Source organism: Salibacterium sp. K-3, from assembly GCF_054052005.1.
On record NZ_JBSVZE010000003.1, the window covers coordinates 450200 to 471884 of the forward strand.

A 21685-nucleotide genomic window follows, 5' to 3' on the forward strand; every position below is an offset into this window, starting at 1 on the left:
CACCTGGTATAGCAAAAATGAACGGACCGGCACGCCAAATTTACAAAATATGATTAATTCACCATTTATCTTATGGAATGTATAATAGTAAAAGAATCTATAGTAAGAAATGGAGTGTTTAAATGAAAGGGAAACATGTTTACCTTTTCTTTTATTGGTTCATCCTCATATGCGGGGCGGCTTCCTATTATTACGCTTTTATTGATTACGGTTTTATGGTTACCGTCATGATAACGTTCGTTAGTGGTCTGAGCGCTGTGCTCATTGCCAATGCAATACATAATCGTTTTTTAATGATCCCAGGTGTATTTATGATTTTGAGTCCACTTCTTTTTGTGGGGATAACAGCATTAATAGAAATTAGTTGATAACAACATGCATGTCAGAGAACGATCCCTCTCAGACAAACTGAAAAGAGAGATAGATCGCATACATGACAACATAAACAACAAATAATCCTGTTAACCATTTCGCACACCGGCGTATTCCAGTCATACCATCGTTTAAGATACTACCGATAAACAGTACCAGCGCACTGCCCAATGAAATCATTGCAATGATAAAAACGATTTGTTCCATGTTTTTTTACACTCTCCCTTCGATTTACTGCCATTGTAGCTGGCGAAGGTTAAATCGAAGGAGTACGTGAGGTTAAAATCAGGTTAAAAATGACTGCCGGCTCATGTAAAAAACTGACTTCCTAATGAAAGAAAGTCAGTTCTCTTTCGGGAAAATGGTGATTGTAGTACCACTGCTGCCGGTGGATACTCTTTTTTCGAGCTCCATCTGCTCCAGCATCATGTCGACAATAGATAAACCGATGCCGGCGCCGCTTTTCCCGGAGGGGTTGTGCATTCCTTTTCCCCGGTCCTGGATTTTCAGCATCGATGTTTCTTTTTCCGTCCTTACGGAGACATATTTTCCTTCCGCCGCATGACGCAGGACATTCTGGAGGAGGTTATCCAAAATTCTTCGAAACCATATTTCATCCACATTCCAGTGAATAGGCTCCTGTAACTCTACATCCATCTCGAAATCCTGCTCTTCAAGGACTGGATACCACGCGATCAAAGAAGAGCGGACGAGTGCTGCGATATCCTTCCACTGCCTGTTCATCGGCAGTTTTCCCTCACTTAATACTGTGAACGAGGAAAGGTTATCGATCAGTTCCGAAAGAAAAACGATCTTTTCATTGATAACGTGCACCGATTCTGCCATATCTTCCTTTAAGTCATACTGATTCAGTTTGTGTACATGGCCGTTCATGATAGACAGCGGTGTCCGTAAATCATGCGATAAGCTCGAAATGAGACGCTTCCGAATCAGCGCTTCCTGTTTTTCTTTCTCATGGCTTTCGTTTAACTGTTCGACCATTTGGTTAAACGAATGTTCCAACTGCCCTATTTCGTCCTCTTTTTCTATTTTCATTCTGGACGGGATAAGCTGGTTTTCATTGATTTCCATTTTTTCCTGCATTCTTACCAGGCGTTTTCTCGTTCGATTAAAAAACAGCCAGGAAATATAAATAAACAAAAACCAGAAAGACCCTATGGCAATGAACCAAATTGTAGAATATTGATACTGCCCCACTCCAATATTCGTTTCTAAATAGGAAGAAGGAACCTGCAAAAACGCATAACCGCTGTCCTCTGCTCCCTCCAAATAGGCCGAAGTCGTGAAGTACTCTCCGCCACTGTCCTCCTCCATATACTGAATAAGGCTGGATACATTCCACTCCCCGCTCCCATTCTCCGAGGGGTCGTTTGACATCAGTAATTGGCCGTTATCCTCCACCCAAAAGATAACCGAATCCGGATAATTTTCCATATTACGTAATGATGATGTGACGTCCTGCGTAGTCCCTCCTTCCAGAGCATCGACCTCCCGGGCCCATGTTTCCTCTATTTCTTCCGGATCATAATATTCTTCCGGTGAAAAATCAGCCAGCTGCATAATGACAAGATAGTACACAAAATTAACACCTAAAAACGAGACGGGAAAGATTAAAACAGCCAACAGAATGATCAGTATGTATTTCGTTGATAACTTCACCGTCTCACCCTGTATCCCAACCCGCGGATCGTTTCAATAATTTCAGGGTTCTGTGGATCTTTTTCGAGTTTCTGCCGCAAATAGCGGATATGAACGGTTAACGTTTTATCCCCTTCGATGTATGGTTCCTGCCATACATTCGAATAAATCTGTTCTTTCGTTAAAATGTGATTCGCGTTTTTCAGGAGGTAGTGAAAGATTTTAAATTGTTTCTCCGTCAGGATGATTTCTCTTCCCGTCTCTGTATTGACAATGTGATGAGCGCTTAAATCAATGCTCAGGTGCTGTAGTGTCAGGGTATCCAACGTGACTTTGTCATACCGCTTCAACAGAATATCAATGCGCACCAGCAATTCTTCCGGATGGAACGGTTTCGTCAGATAATCATCAGCAAATCGAAAACCGGTCAACTTATCTTCAATAGTGGTCCGGGCGGTTAAACAAAGAATCGGAAGACTGCTGTATTGTCCGCGTATCCGCTTCCCTAACGTGAAGCCGTCCAGACCCGGAAGCATAATATCCAGCAGTAAAAGGTCCGTTTTATGCAGGTGAGCATCGAGCTGCTGCCCTGACCGTAACCACGTGCATTCATACCCTTTGTCATGAAGATCTTGTATGACCAAATCGGCTATTTCCTTGTCATCTTCCACATATAAAATATGATTTCCCACCAGTGCCTCCCCCTTCTGTCGAAATGCTATTCTTCTTCCTTTTAACACAAATCGGAAATAATTGGAATAGGTCTTCCCGCCATTATTTTAAGGGGGAGGCGGATTCTACCTTAAATGATGATTCAAGACGTCTCTCGTTTTCTCCATCGCCTGTTCAAGTTCGCGCGGGACATGCTCCATAGGGTGGGCGGCATTGAAGGTATGGGTACCGCCTTCGATGATAGTGAGGGAATGTTCGGATGCGGCATCGCGCATTTTTTCAGCGCCTTCCTGCAGCCAGCTGCCGTCAGCATCTCCCTGAATGATATGCAGGGATGCGTGCATCTCGTTTATTCTGCGCGGAATGTCAAACTGTTCTCTGTTCGCTTCGATATCCTCCAGCAGGTTGGCTTTGATCGGCATATCCTGGCTGGTACGTTTATTCGCAATGTACCCGACACCTTTTTCACGGATTTCCTGTTTCAGTTCCTCCCCGAGAAAATCCACATCAGCGACACCGTTCCAGGTGACGACTGCTTTGACTTCCGGGTGTCCGGAAGCAAAAATAATGCTCGTCGCACCGCCCCGGCTGTGCCCGACAATGCCTGTGCGGTCCGTATCGAACATATCCGAATACGGAAGGTCCCCGTCTTTTGCTGCCTGAAGCAGCGCTTCCAGATCTTTCAGCTCCCGCGTATACGTATTTACCGCGAATTTGTCGAGTTCATCAAAATCTTCCTGATCCACGCCATTGCAGGAAAAGTTGAAACGTACGGCGTAATATCCGTTTGCTGCCAGCTCTTCTGCCATATAGGGGAAAAAGTTCCAATCCTTATGGCCCTTAAACCCGTGACAGATCATAACCACCGGCTGTTTCGTCCGTTCTGCCGGGGCATGCACATTCCCTCGGATAAACAAATCACGGCCAAGGTCTATCGTAAACGGCTGCTGCTTGGTTGCTGCCATTTTCGCATCTCCTCCTTTCTTGTATCGTATCACATATTTTTTTCACCTTCTGCCTACCCTAAGGGAAAAAGAAAGGAAGATGCCGCATGAGGCCTCCAAGAAAAACACCGCAGGACAGCGCAGACTTTCCGACCCCGCAGGAACAGGTCGCGGATCCTTTTACTGAAGGAACGGAAGATGGGGAGATCGAAGAAGAGCACGGAAATGACCTCCCGCTTGAAGAAGAGATTGTGGAAACCGATGAAGACGGAAATCGATTATAAAAAGGGCACCCGGCAGGATGCATTGCATCTGTCGGTTTTCAATCTGTTTGTCCCGGCAAATGTCCAGTAAATGACGGTTATAGCCATTTTGCAGATGTCTGCCGGTGAAACTGTCTATTATATCTTGATTAAAGACACTTTGCCTGCATGTCTTCTTCATTGTGTCTCCTTTTAAATGATAAAGGACATTCCCAATAAGAGAATGTCCATAAAACGAAAGAGACGATGCTTCTTTCTACCCTTTCACAAACACCGTTTTAACAGCGGTGAAGAATTCTTTAGCGGCTTCACCCTGCTCGCGGGAATGAGAGCTCGATTTCTTCATGCCGCCGAACGGCGCCTGCAGCTCAACACCGGCGCTTTCTGCGTTTACACGCACAAGACCGGCTTCGATGTCGTCCATAAAATCAAGCATGTTCTGGATGTTGGTCGTAAAAATCGAGGCACTGAGACCAAACTCTACATCATTGGCAAGGTCGATCGCTTCTTCCATCGAATCCACTTTCATCAACGCCAGCACCGGTCCGAAAATTTCTTCCTGCGCGATCGTCATATCGGTCGTCACTCCGTCAAAGACCGTAGGTTCCACGAAAAAGCCTTTATCAAGACCGTTCTCTTGCAGGCGGTTCCCCCCGTGAATGAGATCAGCTCCTTCCGCTTTGCCTTTTTCAATATAGGAAAGTACGTTATCGAGCTGGCCTTCACTAGAGCACGGTCCCATCCAGGTTCCCTGCTCCATGCCGTCGCCGACGGTAATCTTTTTCACTTTTTCGATCAGGATATTTTTAAATTCTTCATAGACGTCTGCTTCCACAATTACCCGGCTGGTGGCCGTGCATTTCTGCCCGGTGGATTTCAGACCGCCGCTGATGGTGGCCTCCGCTGCCAGCTCCAGATCGGCATCTTTCCCGACAATAACAGGGTTTTTCCCGCCCATTTCGAGCTGGTATTTCGCGCCGCGGGCAAGCGCACTCTGGCCGACCTGTTTACCGATTGTGTCCGAACCGGTGAACGTAATCCCGGCTACATCCGGGTGCTCCGCAAGACCCTGGCCGATCACCGATCCGGATCCAGGTACAAAGTTCAGGACACCGTCAGGAAATCCTGCTTCCGCGAGACATTCCACCACTTTCGCTGCTGTCACTGCCGCTTCACTTGCCGGCTTCAGAACTACCGTGTTGCCATAGATGAGCGCCGGAGCCGTTTTCCATACCGGAATCGCCACCGGGAAGTTCCACGGGGTGATGACGCCGACCACCCCGAGCGGGGCACGGGTGGTAAACATCAGGGCGTCTTTATCCGTGGAAGGAATCACATCGCCGACTTCGCGCATCCCTTCACCTGCGTAATACCGCAGAATCGCTACGCCGCGCATCGTTTCCCCTTTTGCCTCCGGAAACGTTTTCCCCATTTCTTTCGTCATCGTCTCTGCTACTTCAGCCGCACGGGCTTCAAGCGCGTCCGCCGCTTTGTAGAGATAATTGCCGCGGGCGGGGGCGCCGATCTTTTTCCATGCTGTTTTTGCCTTATCGGCTGCGGCAACAGCTGCATCCAGATCTTCTTTGGCTGATTTCTGTACCTTTCCTACCGTTTCTTCTGCATCTGCCGGATTCATACTTGCGATCGTCTCCTGTGACGTTGATGCTTTCCATTCTCCGTTAATGAAATTTTTAAAAGTTGTCATATGATATCCTTCCTTTCTAATGGATAAAGCTCTTATAATGCTTCCACCGGATTTCGGAGTACACCGATTCCGGGAATTTCAATTTCGATCACGTCTTTGTCTTTCAGGGTAAATTCATTCGGCGGCACCACGCATGTGCCTGTCAAGAGGACGGTGCCATCAAACATGTCGTTGTCCTTCTTTAAGTAATCGACCAGTTCTTCGAGCTTCCGCTTCAACTGATTCACACCGGCTTCTCCTTCAAACACTTTCTCCGGCCCGCGGTAAATCCGGCAGATGATCTGAAACGCATAAGGATCGGCAGCCGTTTCGGCCAGCCGGATCGACGGCCCGATCGAACAGGATCTTTTCCACACTTTTGCCTGCGGCAGATATAACGGGTTCTCTCCTTCAATATCCCGGGAACTCAGATCATTTCCGACCGTGAAGCCTAGAATCTCCGCCTGATCGTTCAACACCAGCCCCAGTTCCGGCTCCGGTATCTGCCAGTCCGAGTCCGAGCGGAGATACATCGTCTGATCCGGTGCTGCCACCCTCCGGCCGGATGATTTGAAAAATAATTCAGGCCGCGGTGCGTCATATACTTTATCATAAAAGGTCTCCGCACTCGGCTTTCCATCCGATGCTTCGTAATTTCTCGCTTCCCGGCTTTTCTGGTAAGTAACCCCTGCCGCCCACACCTCTGATATCTCGAGCGGTACGCCCAGATCAAGAGAGTCCACGTTCTCTGCAAGCGGGACAGTGTCTGCTGTCATTTCCTTTATTAAATCAGGCAGCTTCCGCCCTTCAGCGGCCGCCTTTTCTACCAGTTCAATCCATGTTTCCGCTCCTAGATCGTAAACAGTCTGGTCTTCCATCACCGCCGCCATCATAGTCTCATTCTTGTTTACCTTTCTCTTCACAATGTTCACCCGGTTCCCCCTTAATTATTTTATAATATAAAACTTTGTTTTGTTTAATGGTGATTTTATTTTTAGTTTTATATTATAAAACCATGTTTTATATAATTGACAAAAAATAAAAACCCTTTTATGATTAACTTACATTTTATATGATAACGGTTGCAAAATCAACCTGTTCCTTTTTCACGTATGCGTCAAGTTTTCTCGGTGGGTCTGAAAGACGGCGGTTTCCAGCCCTCGACATATGTACACCGGGAATCTCCTACCGCGCTCCGCTTGTTGGCCTCGCTGGATACCGGTTTTCTGGCGAAAACAGGCCATCCCGTGGTGCTGGGCACCAAACGAACGCAAATGAACCCCCCTCTCCGGTTAGTGGAGTTTTCCGATGACGAAGGTCGTTTCTACCGTGTGGTAACCAATCGTTGGGATCTTGAGGCAGAAGTGATTGCTGAATTATACAAATGCCGTTGGCTGAGAGAGCTGTTTTTAGATCCCTCTCACATTTTTGCTTTTCCTTCCAAAAAAGGTGATGGAAAATTAATATATAAATAGGTATATAAAGATAAATAGCGTATCGTATCTTTTCTATTGCTCTTTGGCCATGTTAACTATTTTGCAACGCTAGTGACATTTGTTCCGCTTATCCGGGCTCTAAAGCGCTTCTTTTACTCTGAAAAAAAAAAAAGGGGAAAAGCAGAACAAATGTCCGCCCGCTCCAGTAATAGCGAAACAGAACCCTCACCCATCTCCATAACTGGTTTTATGCCCTGAAATAAAATCTCAATCGGTGCAATCGGTGGCCATTTTCCCTCGGTACCCATTGAGATTTCACCCTATTACTTCAGCCTAATTTGTTTTATAAAAAAACAATATTATTATACTATGAATCTGTCGGCACCCATTTTGCTTAATTTCAAGGGGGAGGTTAACCCAGTGGTAGAATTGGAATCAATGTATAAAACATATCAGCAGCATGTTTTTTCGACTGCCTACCGAATGCTTGGTTCCATAACGGAGGCGGAGGATATTGTTCAAGATGTATTTCTTCATATGCATCACTTTGATAAGGATAATATTCATGATTTAAAGGCTTACCTTACTAGAATGACAGCTAACCGCTGCCTTAATTATTTAAAATCTGCAAAAAAACGACGGGAGGTATACCCGGGACCGTGGCTGCCTGAGCCGCAGATTATGCAGGCGGAACAACCGTTGGAAAAGATTCTGACGGAAGAAACGGTCTCCTATGCCTTTCTCGTTTTGTTGGAACAATTGGCTCCTGTAGAAAGAATGGTGTTCGTTCTGCGGGAAGTTCTCCACTATAACTACACCGAAACGGCGGAGATATTGAATAAATCGAAAGTGAACTGCCGGAAAATTTACAGTCGCGCGAAACGAAAACTGCAAAGCGAATCCGTTTATCCGGAACATATCGAAGAAACAGAGCAGCTTGCCCAAACTTTTATGAAGGCAGCGGCAACGGGAGATTTTGATGATTTTATTGATATGCTGGGTGATGATATTGTTCTTTATTCCGATGGCGGCGGTAAGGCTCGCTCGGCCATTTATCCGATTATATCCAAACAGCGGGTGGCTGCTTTTCTCCGGGGTATATCAGCCAAAGGTAGTTTCATAGGAGAATTCCACTCCATTATTATCAATGGCCAAAGAGGAATCCTGCAGGTACAAGAAGGCCGTCCTGTTAAAGTAATCTGCTTTAAATTGGATCAACAACAGAAAAACATTCAGAACCTCTATATAATAGTAAATCCTGATAAGCTGCCTTCTTTTTATTAAAGAAAAATTCGATCAGCTGTCACAAATTCACTCTCTGTTTTGTCTTTATTGAGGAACGCCTATTATATGAAGGAGGAGTTATGCGTGGAACCACGGATAAACTATGCAAAGACAAACCCGGAGATTTTCAAGGTCATGAGACAGGTCGAGGAATACAAAAAAACCACTGAATTTGATAAGAAGTTGATCGAATTGATAAAAATACGCGCTTCTCAGATCAATGGATGCGCCTATTGCCTCGATATGCACACCAAAGATGCAAGAGCCATCGGTGAGACTGAACAAAGAATTTACTGCTTGAATGCCTGGCGGGAATCCCCTTTCTACAGCGAACCGGAAAAAGCAGTGTTAGCGTTAACGGAAGCCGTCACGTTCATATCAGAAGACGGGGTGCCGGATAATCTCTATGAGCAGTTGCTTCAGCATTACAATGAAAAACAATATATGGATCTTGTATTCCTTATTATAACGATCAACAGCTGGAATCGATTGGCTATTTCCAACAACAACGTACCAGGTGATTATCAACCGCAGACAGCAGAAAAATAAAAAAGGCGTCCCCTTCAACCTGCCAGCAGGGGGCACATTAAAGGTTCTCATCGAGGGACTTAGTCCAATGATACCCACTATTATTTATTCAAGATTGGGGGAAGTAAAAGTGAATCAATTTATTGAGGATATGTTCAAACGAATTCAATATCAAGGGAATAATCATGTCCAATTTGAAGATATACCCCGGATCATGTTTCAGTTCGCAAAGAATGTACCTTTTGAAAATATCGATGTTATAACGAATGAGGGCATTGAAGTTAATGTTGACAATGTAACGAAAAAAATCATCGATCAACAGCGGGGCGGACTTTGCTATGAACTGAATCCAATGTTTTATTATTTCTTACAGGAACTAGGTTTTGATGTTCAAATGGTTCCTGCAACGGTATCAGGAAACGACCCTGGGCTCATTGAAACACACGTTGCCATTGTGTTAACGAAAAATCGTCAAAAGTATGTAGTAGACGTTGGTTTTGGTGCCCATCACGCATTACAGCCTATTCCTTTCACCGGTGAAATTATAATCTCTTTAACAGGTGAATACCGAGTTAAAAATGAGACGACTGATGTCGGTGACTACACTCTTGAAAAGTACCGTGGTGATAAATTGGAAGCGAGCTACTCCTTTTTTTTAAAGCCGGCGGATGAGACGCAATTAAACCGTATGAGGGAGGTAGTAACGGAGCACCCTTACTCCCCTTTTAATAAGTCTATGTTGTTAACAAAAATAACGGATGACGGCCATACAACGTTAACAGAAAAAACGTATACAACGGTGAAGAATGGAACGAAAAATAAACAGGATATCGATTTAAGTAGTTTCAGACAATTAAGTGATAGCCAGTTTGGGATCATTGTGAAGTAAATGTTGATCTAATCCATTCATTGATCCGGTGTTAAGCGTTCAGTCTTTTGGACATCTGAACACTATTAAATAATGAAAAGAGACATTAGAAAAATAAAAGACACAATGAAAAGGGGGATGAAATAGTATGCTTGATCCACAAGTAAAAAAGCTGCTTGAACAAATAGAAGCTTCCGGCGCTCCACGAATGGAAACCCTGTCACCGGAGCAGGCACGAATCGCATTTCAGGATATGAACCAGACGGTTGAAAAGCAGGAGCCGGTAGGTGAAGTCAAAAACCGGACTGTTCCAGGACCTAATGGCAATATCCCCATTAGAGTGTACATTCCTGAAAATACAGGGCCGTTTCCTGGACTTATTTTCTTCCATGGCGGGGGCTGGGTGACTGGAGATTTGGATACTCATGACAACATGTGCCGCGCCTTCACAAATTTGGCGGAGTGCGTTGTTATATCGGTTGACTACCGCCTTGCCCCGGAACATAAATTTCCCACTGCAGTAGAGGATTGCTACAAAACCGCACAGTGGGTATATGAACATCCTTCTGAATTCAATGTTTCCCCATCTCATTTAGCTGTAGGCGGAGACAGTGCCGGTGGAAATCTGGCCGCAGTCGTATCGTGTCTGGCGAAAAAACGAGGAACCCTTAAACTTGTTTGTCAAATGCTTCTTTATCCGGCGACTGACTTTTCCTTTGATACCATCTCCTACCGTGAAAACGCGGAAGGGTACGGCCTTACAAAAGACAATATGAAATATTTTCGTTACCACTATTTAAGAACACTTGAAGATAGCAAGGATCCTTTGGCGTCTCCGAATCTTATCCGAGAACTTAAAAACCTCCCGCCTGCAGTAATTATTACTGCAGAATATGATCCGCTCCGGGATGAGGGAGAAGCCTATGCTAATCAACTAAAAGATGCCGGCGTTCCGGTTATTCTTCAAAGATATGATGGTATGATTCACGGATTCATTGGCATGGCCGAGCAGTTAGACCAAGGACAAAAGGCCTTGGAACAGGCTGCAAATTTATTGCGTTCAGCATTTAATGACCAGTTCGTGTAATTTAACCCGAGTCAGAGGGGAAAAACTCTCTTACACCATACGTGCGAACCCGTATACGAAAGTGACTCTTCCATGTTTTCAGGTAAAAGGAACCACTTTTTCTATTGTTTCTCGGACGGTATGTGTAAAATAGTTGTTCTCGGTAGTGATGAAAGCTGATCGGTGGCAAAGAAAAAGAGAAGATCCTCTATCATCCAAGTATGCCTGGGAAGCAAATACAAAGTGAAAAGAGACCTTCTCATGAAAACCATTATACCAGACTTTTATCGTATATTGAAAGACACAAGCAGCGGGATTGATAAAGGGAGGATATATGAGTGATGTATGATTCACTTGAGAAGTTCATGATGCCCGGAAGAGAAAATATATACGAGGTGAAAACAAAAGCAAAAGGTCCTGAGGGGGCCCTTCCCCTTAATGCCGAAATGCTGAAGCATTCCCCGAGCGGAAATTTGTTCGGATTAAGCCAGAATGTCGGGATGGGCTGGGAACCCGGCAAATTAAACGGCAAACAGGTGCTGCTCCTAAGCACGCAGGGCGGCATCCGAAACGAGGACGGAACGCCGACCGCACTCGGCTATCACACCGGGCACTGGGAGGTAGGACTGTTAATGGAAGAAGCTGCAAATGAAATCAGTCACTATGGAGGCATTCCCTTCGCGGGCTATGTCAGCGATCCGTGTGACGGCCGCTCTCAGGGTACAACCGGCATGTTTGATTCGTTTCCGTACCGAAATGATGCGGCCGTTGTCTACCGGCGCCTGATCCGATCGCTTCCGACCCGGAAAGCGGTAATAGGTGTCGCAACCTGTGACAAAGGCCTGCCGGCGATGATGATTGCCCTTGCTTCCATGCATGATCTGCCGACGGTAATTGTTCCTGGAGGTGTCACCCTCCCGCCGGACCGGGGCGAAGATGCCGGTAAAGTACAAACCATCGGCGCCCGTTTCTCTAATGATGAATTATCCCTTCAGGAAGCTGCCGAGCTTGGCTGCGCGGCTTGTGCCACACCCGGCGGCGGCTGTCAGTTTCTCGGCACCGCAGCCACTTCCCAGGTGGTAGGCGAAGCGATGGGCTTTTCCGTGCCGCATTCCGCACTTGCCCCATCCGGCCAGGATATCTGGAGAGAAATGGCGGCACAGTCCGCTCGTGCCGCAATGAAAATGGAGCAGGACCAGGTAACGACAAAAGATATTCTCACCGACAGCTCCATCCACAACGCAATGGTCATGCATGCCGCGTTTGGCGGATCCACCAACCTCCTTCTCCATATACCGGCGATTGCCCATGCCGCCGGCCTGAAGGTGCCGGATGTAAAAGACTGGAATCGGATCAACCGCGCCGTTCCCCGTCTTGTCAGTGTGCTGCCAAACGGCCCTGTTCACCATCCAACCGTCCAGGTGTATCTTGCAGGCGGGCTTCCGGAAGTCATGCTGCGCATCCGCCACTTGAATCTGCTCGATGAAAACGCCCGGACCGTTACCGGTTATACCATCGGTGAGATGCTGGACTGGTGGGAAACATCCGATCGGCGACGGCTCCTGAAACAGCAGCTGTGGGAAAAAGACGGCATAGACGCCGATGATATTATTATGACGCCTGAACTAGCGGAAGAACGCGGGCTCACCTCCACCGTTACGTTCCCATCCGGCAATCTGGCACCAGAAGGCGCGGTCATTAAATCCACATCCATCGATCCATCTGTTCTGGATGAAAAAGGTATTTATCATAAACGTGGGAAAGTAAAAGTGTACACGAGCGAACCATCCGCCATTGCTGCGATTAAGGAAGGAAGCATTGTAAAAGGGGATATTATGATTGTCGCCGGTTCCGGGCCGATGGGCACCGGCATGGAGGAAACGTACCAGCTCACCTCCGCCTTGAAACATTTATCCTATGGAAAACACGTCACCCTTCTCACCGATGCCCGCTTTTCCGGCGTGTCGACCGGTGCCTGCTTCGGCCATATCGGACCGGAGGGGCTCGCAGGCGGCCCGATCGGAAAGCTGCGTGACGGTGACGTCGTGGATATCTACGTAGATACACGAAAGCTCGAGGGTCATCTCCATTTTGTCGGCACTGAGGATCATGAGCTCTCTGTCGAACAAGGGGAAGCAGAATTAAAGCAGCGCACGGCGCACCCCGGGCTGAAACCACACGACGATCTACCAGATGACACAAGATTATGGGCGGCGCTGCAGGAAGTAAGCGGCGGCATCTGGGGCGGCAGCGTGTACGACACCGACCGGATTGTCGAAGTCCTCGAAGCTGGCAAGAAAGCACTAGCCTCCAACTAGAGGTTAGGTGCGAAGGTTCTGTCTTTTTAAAAATATGGAGGGAAATTTTCTATAGATTATGCAACTTCAGAGAAATTAATAAAATATAAACGAATTTTTACCAGTTGTTTTTGCTTTATACAGTGCTTTGTCGGACTCTCTTATCCATTGCTCCACGCTGTTTTCCTTTTTATAGAAAGCAGCGCCTATGCTGGCTGTCAAGTTTAATAGGTCGTCGTCTATAGGTAAAGGTTCTTCCAAGGCTTGAAGTATGCGCCTGGCAATCATGGTGACATCCGCTTTCTTTTCGGCATTAGGCAGAAGTATATGGAACTCATCGCCGCCGACACGTGAAAATAAATCGTCGTCCCGGAGACACTGCTGCACTCTTCCAGCAAAACTTTTGATGACTTTGTCACCGATAACATGGCCGTGCTTATCATTAATGGCTTTAAAATTGTCACAATCAAGGGTCAGCAGCGCGGGACGGTTTTTATAACGTTCCGCTACTTTGACAGCTTGTTCGAGTTCCTGATAAAAAAAGCGGCGGTTGGGGAGTCTGGTTAATTCATCATACATTGCCATGGACCGCAACTTTTCTTCTCTGCCCTTGCGATTGGACACGTCTCTGGCGACAAGGACAATTTGTTGGACGATGCGGTTGTGGTTCAAGACGGGCGTGCACCGGGCTTCAATCCATATGACAGCGCCGTCCTTATGGTAGCGGCGGTACTCTATGTCAGCCGAGCGCCCGGTTTCGAGGATTTCATTAATTGTGTTCTGGAGTTTGTCCATATCATCAGGATGGGTGAAGGACAATATAGATTTTCCTACAAAAAAATCCGATGGGAGACCGAGCACGTCTTTGTGGGAAGGAGAAGCATACTGCACAAATCCTTCAGCATCCAAAACGCGTATTAAATCGTTCGTATGATTGACGATGGCCCTGTACTTTTCTTCACTTTCCCGGAGGCGGTCTTCGACCTGTTTTAATTCCGTAATATCCTTGTACATCGCAACCCCGCCCACCATTTTCCCATCATCCATTACCGGTGAATACGATGCCAGAACATTGATGACGCATCCGCTTTTGGCAATTCTTCTATCATAATGGTTCTCGACGACATGTCCCTCTTGCAGTTGATGCCAGATGCTCTTAAAACCAGGATATTCTTCCGGAAGAATGCTGATCGATGAATCCCGAAGCAGTTCTTCTTCTGTCCAGCCGAAAATGTTTGTAAAGCCTTGATTCACTTTGGTGTAGCGAGCGTCTTTGTCAAACATAAATACGGCATCCGCAGCGTGATTGAACATCAGTTCCATCTTCTGTAATGCCTGTTTAAATTGTTTGTTCTGTTCCACCCAGGATGTGACATCTCTTGTGACCGCGATCAAGTAGTCACAACGCCCGCACTCATTGATGATAGGTGTTACTTTGGATTCCACATCTAAGGCGCACGGAGATTCTCCGCTACCCCCAGAGGAGACCTCTATCCTGGATTGATAAGTAATGGTCTGCTGCCGTTCCACCGCTTCCTGGTATTTTTTCTGTATAATGCGGGTAGAGGAATCTGGCATAATCTCGGAAATCTCTTTGCCCTGGAAGTTATCGGGAAAATAAAGCATCTCCACCGCTGTATGGTTGGCTGTACTGTATCGGAACCGACCATTTTCATCCCTGTGTATCAAAAAAACCATATCCGAGATATGATGTAATGCCAGCTGTAAATAGTTGTGGTGCGCATTAATGTCTGAATAATAAAACATGAAATTTAGAAACTCCCTCGCATGTTATAAAATATTATTTGATCAATTATACCTTAAAAATCCGTAGTGTGTCCTTGTAATTACTGTAAAGGACGGTATACGATTTACAGATGGAGTAACTTCGAATAAGATTTTTATAGAGATTAATACTCATATAGATTTTCCAGCAAGACGCTGAGAAAAGGTGGATACAAACAGGAATCTTTCAAAAATATTATCACAGCGTATTGCTGAAACAGATATCCAAAGCATGCAGGCACGCGGAAGTGATAAAGAAATCTGAAAAACTCAAATGCTTGAGGTGAACTCGTGGTAGGATTTGAAGCATTGTATAAGACATAAGACATATCGACCGCATGTGTTCTCGATCGCTTACCAAATGTTTTGGCTCCATTACCGAAGCGGGGGATATAGTTCAGGAATTATTCCTGTACCTACATGAAACAGATACAGATAACATTCGTGAAATGAAGGCCTATCTTACTAAAATGACAACAAACCGCTGCCTCAATTTTCTAAAGTCAGCAAGAAAGCGTAGAGAAGTTTATCTCTAGAATAACGGCGTGTGCACCCGTTGAAAATAACTTCCGCATCTTTCGGTTTTCGACATCATTTCCCGGGAAATACAATAATCTGTCGTATCTCCATCTTTAATAAAAAAATTTCCGAACCATTCATAAAACCGAATCGTTCGGAAATTTTTGTGCGTCACGAAATGCCATATTTCTTTATATTGGCCCGGCCAATGCTGTCGCTGAATTATACCGAAATGCTATTATTTCATAGCTGCTTGATGTTGGTGGTATAGCTGGTAGAACGAAAGGTTTCTGATGCTCCATTGTTTACCTTGATTGCTTTTTCCGTGTCATCAGGAAAATAAACGGTTACATCCTCATAAGGCAGGGAATAAGTGCCGTTTATCGTTACATCCAATTCGATGTGGTTATAGTTTGTCCTCATTTTTAAATCAAGGATGGTATATTCACCCTGCCGGTAATTATTTGAGGCACCATCATCTTCATAGTGGCTGAACTGAATTCCTCCTTCATTCTGCAGGGGAAAACAGAGATAGCCGCGCCGCTCGCCCTTCTGCATTTTATCTTCTTTTGCATCAATCGGAATAATGGAACCGGCCTGGGCGAACAGTGGCACGCGGTCCATCGGGGCTTCCACGGTAATCGTCTGACCACCTTTGTAATAACCACCTGTATGCCAGTCGTACCAGCCTTTCTCATTATCCGGAAGATAAACAGCCGTCTCGCGGACTCCTTTGTCCACGACGGGAGCAGCCAGCACGTGTTCGCCGATCATGAACTGACAGGACTCTTCAAACGTCTTTTCGTCATGGCTGAAGGAATAGAACATTGGCCGGATCATCGGTTTATAATCGTCATGAGCATCTTTCATGAGTTGATATAAATAAGGCGTGATCGTTTCCCGGAAATCCATGAGACGTTTGACCGGCTCGATATGGTCCGGATACATCCACGGAACATTGACGGAGCCGTCGTCATTCCAGGAATGGATCGTAAATCTTGGATGCAGAATGCCATTCTGGATCCAGCGGATGAACAGTTCCGGTTCCGGAGCTCCTCCTGCGAATCCGCCGACGTCATGGCCGAAGTTATAGATGCCGGACAGGCTCAGCCCGATGCCGGTGAGCACATTATATTTCAACGTGTTCCAGCTCGTATAGTTGTCGCCGGACCAGGTCTGCGCGTAACGCTGGAGACCGGGAGCGCCGGATCTTGTGATCGCGTACGGACGCTCTGAAGCAGCGAATTCCCGCTGGGCATCGAGGGATGTTTTCGTCATCAGAAGCGAAAGTACCGGGCGGGCATCCTTCATTCTCAATCCCTTGCCGAAACCGTGAAGCTGTGCCTCTCCGTCCCATATTTCAAATTCATTATTATCGTTCCACGTGGATGAAATACCATAGGACAGCAGCTGTTCTTTCACTTTTTCTTTCCACCAGTCCACTGCATCCGGATTTGTGAAATCGATGTAAGCGCCGAGATCGTCCCAGAACTGAACGAGCTCTTCTTCTTCTCCACTTCTGTTTTTCACAAAAAATTCTTTTTCCTTCAGTTCTTCATACATCGGGTGATCCTGCAGGAGGCACGGTTTAATATTGGCACACAGATTCACCCCGTGTTCTTTATAGTGAGCGGTGAATGCTGCAGGATCGGGAAACTTGGATGTATTCCAGTTAAAGACGTAGCGTTTGCCTTCGATGGATGTATAACCGGATGAGAGCTGAAAGGAATGGCAGGGAATCTCGTAAGCTTCAGCATCCCGGATAAACTGATTCATCTGTACCTGCGCATCAGGGGCATCCGTATAGGTCATCGTCGAGCCGGAATAACCGAGGCTCCACTTCGGGAAAAATGCGGTTTTACCCGTCAACCAGGAATACGTCTCCACGACCTCCGCAGCATCCTTGCCGCTGATCATGTAATAATCAAGCGGTCCGGACTCGGCATGATAGTAACGGTAAAAGCCATGATAATTATCCAGTTCTTTCCCCATATCAAAGACACTGGTGGATAAATTATCGTAAAACATTCCGTACCACTGCCTGTCCTTTGTTCTGGTCATGAAAAAGGGAATATGTTTGTAAAGAGGATCGGTCCAATAAGGATCATACCCCATCGGATCCATGTTCTGCATACGGTACCGCAGGCCGTGCCGGTTTAACGGCCCGGCTTTTTCTCCGAGACCGAAAAACATGTCGTCCGACGTACGTTTCATGTAATGAAACTGCCCTCTGCCGAGCGTTCCGTCCAAATTATAGCTTTGTGTGTCCCGGTCACGCGCGATTTCCTTCCATTCTTCGTTCTGCATTTCATGCCAGATGAACTGAAGAGGTTCCAATGTGATATGCAGCTTCAGCCTGGAGGTGGACACCTCATACTCTCTGCTGTTCACTTGATGAATGGAATAAGAAGGGCATGTAAAAGGAGAAACATCCGTACGATCCCGTCCTTCATAAGGAACATCTTCCATGCCCGGGGCAACCGTCCATGTCGGAAGAGGTTCTTCGTTGATGCCTTTTACGTATATTCGAAACACGTTATCTTCCAGAATCCAGATCCGGACTTCCGTATCTTCTGCTGCATTGATCAGGCTGAGAAAGGAAGACTCCCCCAGCCTCCAGCGGAAACGATATGCCTTTTTATCCATGCTTTCCTACTCCTTTACAATAAATTCAGCAATTCCGGCAGAAACAAGCTGATCTGCGGGATATAAACGACGAGGAATAATGCGATGATCAGCGCTGCGAAAAACTTCACCAGCGTCGGTATGACTTCCTCTATCGACACTTTCCCCACGCTGCTTCCTATAAATAAGGCGCTTCCTACAGGAGGAGTCATAATTCCGATCGCCAGGTTAAAGATAAGAATGATGCCGAAATGAACAGGGTCTACTCCCATCTGGGTGGCAATAGGCAGAAAGATCGGCGTGAAAATCAGCACTGCCGGCGTAATGTCCATAAACGTCCCTATAATTAATAGAATGACCATCATCATAAACAATACAATAATTTTACTATCAGAAATACTCAGTATGGCATTACTGATTTCAGACGGGATACCGGTAATTGTCATGGCCCAGGACATCACGGAGGAAGCACCTACGAGAAACAGGACAATGCCTGTCATCGTGACCGATTCCGTCAGGATTTTCGGGATATCCTTCAAGCTGATGGATCGGTATATCACGGCAAGCAGAGCGGCATAAATAACAGCTACAGCCGCACCTTCTGTGGCGGTGAACACTCCGGCCACAATACCGCCGATCACAATGACGACCAAGAGAAGACTCGGAATCGCGTCCAGTATGATTTTGATTTTATCCTTAAACGGAATCGGATCCGCTACCGGGTACTGCTCTTTTTTCGCAATAATATAAGCGACAATCATGATGGACAGCCCCATCAGAATACCCGGCAGGTAACCTGCAATGAACAGGGCGGAAATCGATGTCCCGCCGCTTACAAGGGAATAGATAATCAGCGCACCGCTTGGAGGGATCAGAAAACCGGTAGGTGAAGAAGCAATATTAACCGCTGCGGAATAACTTCGTTTGTATCCTTCCTTTTCCTGAAGCGGTGACATGACACTTCCTATTGCGGCTGCAGCTGCCACCGCCGACCCTGAAATCGAACCGAACAGCATATTCCCGACTACATTCGTGTGCGCCAGCGAACCCGGCATACGTCCGGCAACAAGTTTCGCCAGGTTGATCAGCCGGATCGCTATGCCGCCGTTGTTCATGATACTGCCTGCCAGTATAAAGAAAATGACAGCCAAAAGGGCGAAACTATTGATGCCGCCGACTAAGTTTTGAGCCGCCGTAAATAATAGAATATCTACCGGTACAGCAATTATTGCTGCTGCAAGCGAGGCAATACCGATACTGACGGAAATCGGCACGCCAACTCCCAATAAAACAAAAAAGGTTGCAAATAATACTATCGCAGCTTGAAACGCCATGCTTCTTTCACCTACTCTCTCATAACTTCTCCGTTTGTTCCGCTTGCTGCCTGCTGTTCTGCCATTTCTTTTTTCCGCTCACTCATATTGATGAGTTGGAAAAAGACAATAAGAACACCTGATATCGGCAGAATCATATACACCCATCCCATTGGAATACCCAAAATCGGTGTCGTTTGTCCCATCGTAGATGTGGCCAGATCCCATCCGCCGACGATGAGAACTGCAATACAGAATGCAATAACCAGTCCATCAATCAACCATTGCAGACTAAGTGCTTTTTTATCTTTCAATTTATTTTTCAGAAAAACAATAGCCAGGTGTTCATTCTTACTGAATGCATAGGCTGCGCCGAGAAGGGCCACCCACATCAACAGAAATTTCAGAAGCTCTGTGGTATAGACACTGGGATCACCGATTACATAACGGGTGAACACCTGCCAAAAGGCACCGGCGACCATAATGACCGTAATGACGGAAGCCACAGCCATGACAATACGGGCCACAGAGGTTTTGATTGTTGTCAGCATAAATATCCTCCTTCATTCTGCCTTTTCCAACGCTGTTGTAAATAAAATGCGGCACTTTTTGGTTCGCGTTCCCGCGTAAAAATACCTTTTTTATTCCCATCGATTCTTACAATGCCTTCTTTCGTCATGAAATCGGCAAAATTCCAAACATGTTCTCCTATCAGCCACCCCAGTTCATCGAATGTTTGGTGATAAGCTTTCAGAAAATCCACCTGAAATTCTTCAGAGAACATGACAGGAGGGTATTTATGCAGACCGGGGATCGTATCCACCCCGTACTCTGTCATCATCACCGGTTTATGATGATGCTGCTTCCAGGCATTTAAATGGTCCTTAAGCACCGCTTTCCCTTTTTCGAGATTTCCAGGGTCGGAATACCAGCCGAAATACAAATTCAGCCCGATTACATCCACGAGAGGAGAAACAACACATTGCCCGGGATCAATAAGCATGAGATTTACATTCATAATCGGCCGGTCATCCAAGCTTCTGGTTTCCGCAGTCAATTCTTTAAAATAGTCATAAGCGTTCGCTTCCATTGTTGATGCTTCATTTGCCACACACCACATCACCACACTCGGGTGGTTTTTATCACGGGTAATTAATTGTTTCATTATGTCCTTGTGATGGCTGAGTGTCTGCTGATTCACTTTATCTTCCGTGAAAACGCCGTCCAGTTCACCAACCGCCGGTACCGCCTGCCCGAGCATCCCTACAGCCGGTGCTTCGTCAATGACGAGAAAACCGTGACGGTCCGCCAGCTGCAGCCATTCCTCGGCATATGGATAATGGGACGTACGGAAAGAGTTCGCTCCCGTCCACTTCATACGCTTGATATCTTTAAGCGCCAGAGCTTCGTCGAAGGCTTTGCCTTTAACCGGAAAATCTTCATGTTTTCCGAATCCTCTTAAATAATAAGGAGCACCATTCAGATAAAAGGTATCATCATCTATATGAACTGTACGGATCCCGATTTCAAGCTCATACACATCGCTCGGTCCGCCATCAACGATCAGGTGTGCTTCCAATGTATACAAAAAAGGGTGTTCCGGCGTCCAGAACGAAGCGTTTTCCACTTCCAGCGTCTCCCCGTTTTTCATCGTCCAGGAAGACTGACTGCTTTCATTTTTGATATAAAGACGTACTTCTCCATTCTCCGATGTGTGAAATACCTCGGCCTGAACAAACCCTGAAGTATCCTGAATATCTGTCCGGACGGTGATGTCTTCTATTCTCTGTTCCGGTGTCCGGTAAAGAAAAACTTCCCGGTGAATCCCGGTATAATGAAAAAAATCATGCTGCTGCGTGAGTTTTTTCTGTCCATCTTCTTCCTTGACTTCCCCAGGGGGAAGCGACGTCCAATCCAACTCATTATTCACTTTAATTATCAGCATATTTTCTGAATCATGTTTCAAAAGAGTTGTCACGTCAAATTCAAACGGAAGAAAACCACCTTTATGGACTCCCAGCTTCGTTTCGTTTAACCAGACATCTGCATAATAGGCAGCAGCTCCAATACGAAGAAAGACGGAATGGTCTGCTGCCGTCCATCCTGATGGAGCAAAAAATTCGGTTTGATACCATACATCACCGACAAAGTCCTGCGGCACATCTTCCGGCAGAAATTCATTAATGCTGGCGGGAACGGGGGCTTCAAAAAAGGCAGGAAGACCGGTTCGGTACCATTGTTCAGCCATTCCCTTTCCGCTTAAATCAATCGAAGCTTTCCAGTACCCCGACAAACGGGTTTTGTCCCTCGTGGCTGTTGTTATTGGATAAAGCATACGTCATCCCTTTTCTGTTAGAGAATGGAGAATTC

The 21685-nt window shown here is 46.3% G+C and carries 19 protein-coding genes; 8 read left to right on the plus strand and 11 right to left on the minus strand.

The genetic code is table 11. The features are described from left to right. Positions 1-399 precede the first annotated feature (399 nt). From ACW9JV_RS17705 to ACW9JV_RS17720, 4 genes are all read right to left on the minus strand, one after another. Entirely contained in the window at positions 400-579 is a 180-nt protein-coding gene (locus ACW9JV_RS17705; RefSeq protein WP_457336891.1) for a Mas-related G-protein coupled receptor member D, read from the minus strand. Positions 580-714: 135 nt separating this feature from the next. Then, positions 715-2052, minus strand: coding sequence for an ATP-binding protein (locus ACW9JV_RS17710; RefSeq protein ID WP_457336893.1), 1338 nt, complete (start codon positions 2050-2052; stop codon positions 715-717). Beyond that, positions 2049-2723, minus strand: coding sequence for a response regulator transcription factor (locus ACW9JV_RS17715; RefSeq protein ID WP_457336895.1), 675 nt, complete (start codon positions 2721-2723; stop codon positions 2049-2051). Before ACW9JV_RS17715 ends, ACW9JV_RS17710 begins: the two co-directional genes overlap by 4 nt. 105 nt (positions 2724-2828) lie before the next feature. Then, positions 2829-3668: an alpha/beta hydrolase family protein gene (locus ACW9JV_RS17720; protein ID WP_457336897.1), complete on the minus strand. Its 840-nt coding sequence runs from the start codon at positions 3666-3668 to the stop codon at positions 2829-2831. Between the two features lie 86 nt (positions 3669-3754). Here ACW9JV_RS17720 and ACW9JV_RS17725 point away from each other — a divergent pair, with 86 nt between their 5' ends. Continuing rightward, on the plus strand, positions 3755-3931 hold the full coding sequence (locus tag ACW9JV_RS17725) for a hypothetical protein (RefSeq protein ID WP_457336899.1): 177 nt from the start codon (positions 3755-3757) through the stop codon (positions 3929-3931). A gap of 235 nt (positions 3932-4166) precedes the next feature. Here the strand turns inward: ACW9JV_RS17725 and gucD are convergent, their stop codons facing one another. Together gucD and ACW9JV_RS17735 are read right to left on the minus strand one after the other, a co-directional pair. After that, positions 4167-5615, minus strand: coding sequence for an alpha-ketoglutaric semialdehyde dehydrogenase GucD (gene gucD / locus ACW9JV_RS17730; protein WP_457336901.1), 1449 nt, complete (start codon positions 5613-5615; stop codon positions 4167-4169). Positions 5616-5647: 32 nt separating this feature from the next. Continuing rightward, on the minus strand, positions 5648-6526 hold the full coding sequence (locus tag ACW9JV_RS17735) for a fumarylacetoacetate hydrolase family protein (protein ID WP_457336903.1): 879 nt from the start codon (positions 6524-6526) through the stop codon (positions 5648-5650). A gap of 150 nt (positions 6527-6676) precedes the next feature. Here ACW9JV_RS17735 and ACW9JV_RS17740 point away from each other — a divergent pair, with 150 nt between their 5' ends. The 6 genes from ACW9JV_RS17740 to ACW9JV_RS17765 all read left to right on the plus strand — a co-directional run bounded on the left by ACW9JV_RS17740 (position 6677) and on the right by ACW9JV_RS17765 (position 13094). Beyond that, positions 6677-7069, plus strand: coding sequence for a hypothetical protein (locus ACW9JV_RS17740; protein ID WP_457336905.1), 393 nt, complete (start codon positions 6677-6679; stop codon positions 7067-7069). Positions 7070-7450: 381 nt separating this feature from the next. Then, positions 7451-8314, plus strand: a complete 864-nt coding sequence (locus ACW9JV_RS17745) for an RNA polymerase sigma-70 factor (protein ID WP_457336907.1) — start codon at positions 7451-7453, stop codon at positions 8312-8314. An 84-nt stretch (positions 8315-8398) separates the two neighbouring features. Beyond that, positions 8399-8863: a carboxymuconolactone decarboxylase family protein gene (locus ACW9JV_RS17750; protein WP_457336909.1), complete on the plus strand. Its 465-nt coding sequence runs from the start codon at positions 8399-8401 to the stop codon at positions 8861-8863. A gap of 109 nt (positions 8864-8972) precedes the next feature. Continuing rightward, positions 8973-9731, plus strand: a complete 759-nt coding sequence (locus ACW9JV_RS17755) for an arylamine N-acetyltransferase family protein (RefSeq protein ID WP_457336911.1) — start codon at positions 8973-8975, stop codon at positions 9729-9731. A gap of 127 nt (positions 9732-9858) precedes the next feature. Further along, a complete protein-coding gene (locus ACW9JV_RS17760; protein WP_457336913.1) occupies positions 9859-10797 on the plus strand; it encodes an alpha/beta hydrolase in 939 nt (312 codons plus the stop codon). Between the two features lie 320 nt (positions 10798-11117). Further along, the gene (locus ACW9JV_RS17765) at positions 11118-13094 is read left to right on the plus strand and encodes a YjhG/YagF family D-xylonate dehydratase (protein ID WP_457337249.1); all 1977 of its coding nucleotides are present in this window, start codon (positions 11118-11120) and stop codon (positions 13092-13094) included. A gap of 75 nt (positions 13095-13169) precedes the next feature. Here the strand turns inward: ACW9JV_RS17765 and ACW9JV_RS17770 are convergent, their stop codons facing one another. Further along, a complete protein-coding gene (locus ACW9JV_RS17770; RefSeq protein ID WP_457336915.1) occupies positions 13170-14840 on the minus strand; it encodes a PAS domain S-box protein in 1671 nt (556 codons plus the stop codon). Between the two features lie 356 nt (positions 14841-15196). Between ACW9JV_RS17770 and ACW9JV_RS17775 the strand changes: the two genes are divergently transcribed. Next, the gene (locus ACW9JV_RS17775) at positions 15197-15394 is read left to right on the plus strand and encodes a sigma factor (RefSeq protein WP_457336917.1); all 198 of its coding nucleotides are present in this window, start codon (positions 15197-15199) and stop codon (positions 15392-15394) included. 226 nt (positions 15395-15620) lie between these two features. Here the strand turns inward: ACW9JV_RS17775 and ACW9JV_RS17780 are convergent, their stop codons facing one another. The 4 genes from ACW9JV_RS17780 to uidA are packed head-to-tail and all read right to left on the minus strand — an operon-like array spanning position 15621 to position 21650. Next, positions 15621-18023: a TIM-barrel domain-containing protein gene (locus ACW9JV_RS17780; RefSeq protein WP_457336919.1), complete on the minus strand. Its 2403-nt coding sequence runs from the start codon at positions 18021-18023 to the stop codon at positions 15621-15623. Positions 18024-18037: 14 nt separating this feature from the next. Beyond that, positions 18038-19336 (minus strand): TRAP transporter large permease, encoded by a 1299-nt coding sequence (locus ACW9JV_RS17785; RefSeq protein WP_457336921.1) that lies wholly within the window; start codon positions 19334-19336, stop codon positions 18038-18040. Between the two features lie 11 nt (positions 19337-19347). Beyond that, positions 19348-19866, minus strand: a complete 519-nt coding sequence (locus ACW9JV_RS17790) for a TRAP transporter small permease (protein ID WP_457336923.1) — start codon at positions 19864-19866, stop codon at positions 19348-19350. Continuing rightward, complete coding sequence (uidA, locus tag ACW9JV_RS17795) at positions 19860-21650, minus strand: beta-glucuronidase (protein ID WP_457336925.1); 1791 nt, start codon at positions 21648-21650, stop codon at positions 19860-19862. The genes ACW9JV_RS17790 and uidA overlap by 7 nt, the downstream gene beginning before the upstream one ends. Positions 21651-21685: the final 35 nt, after the last annotated feature.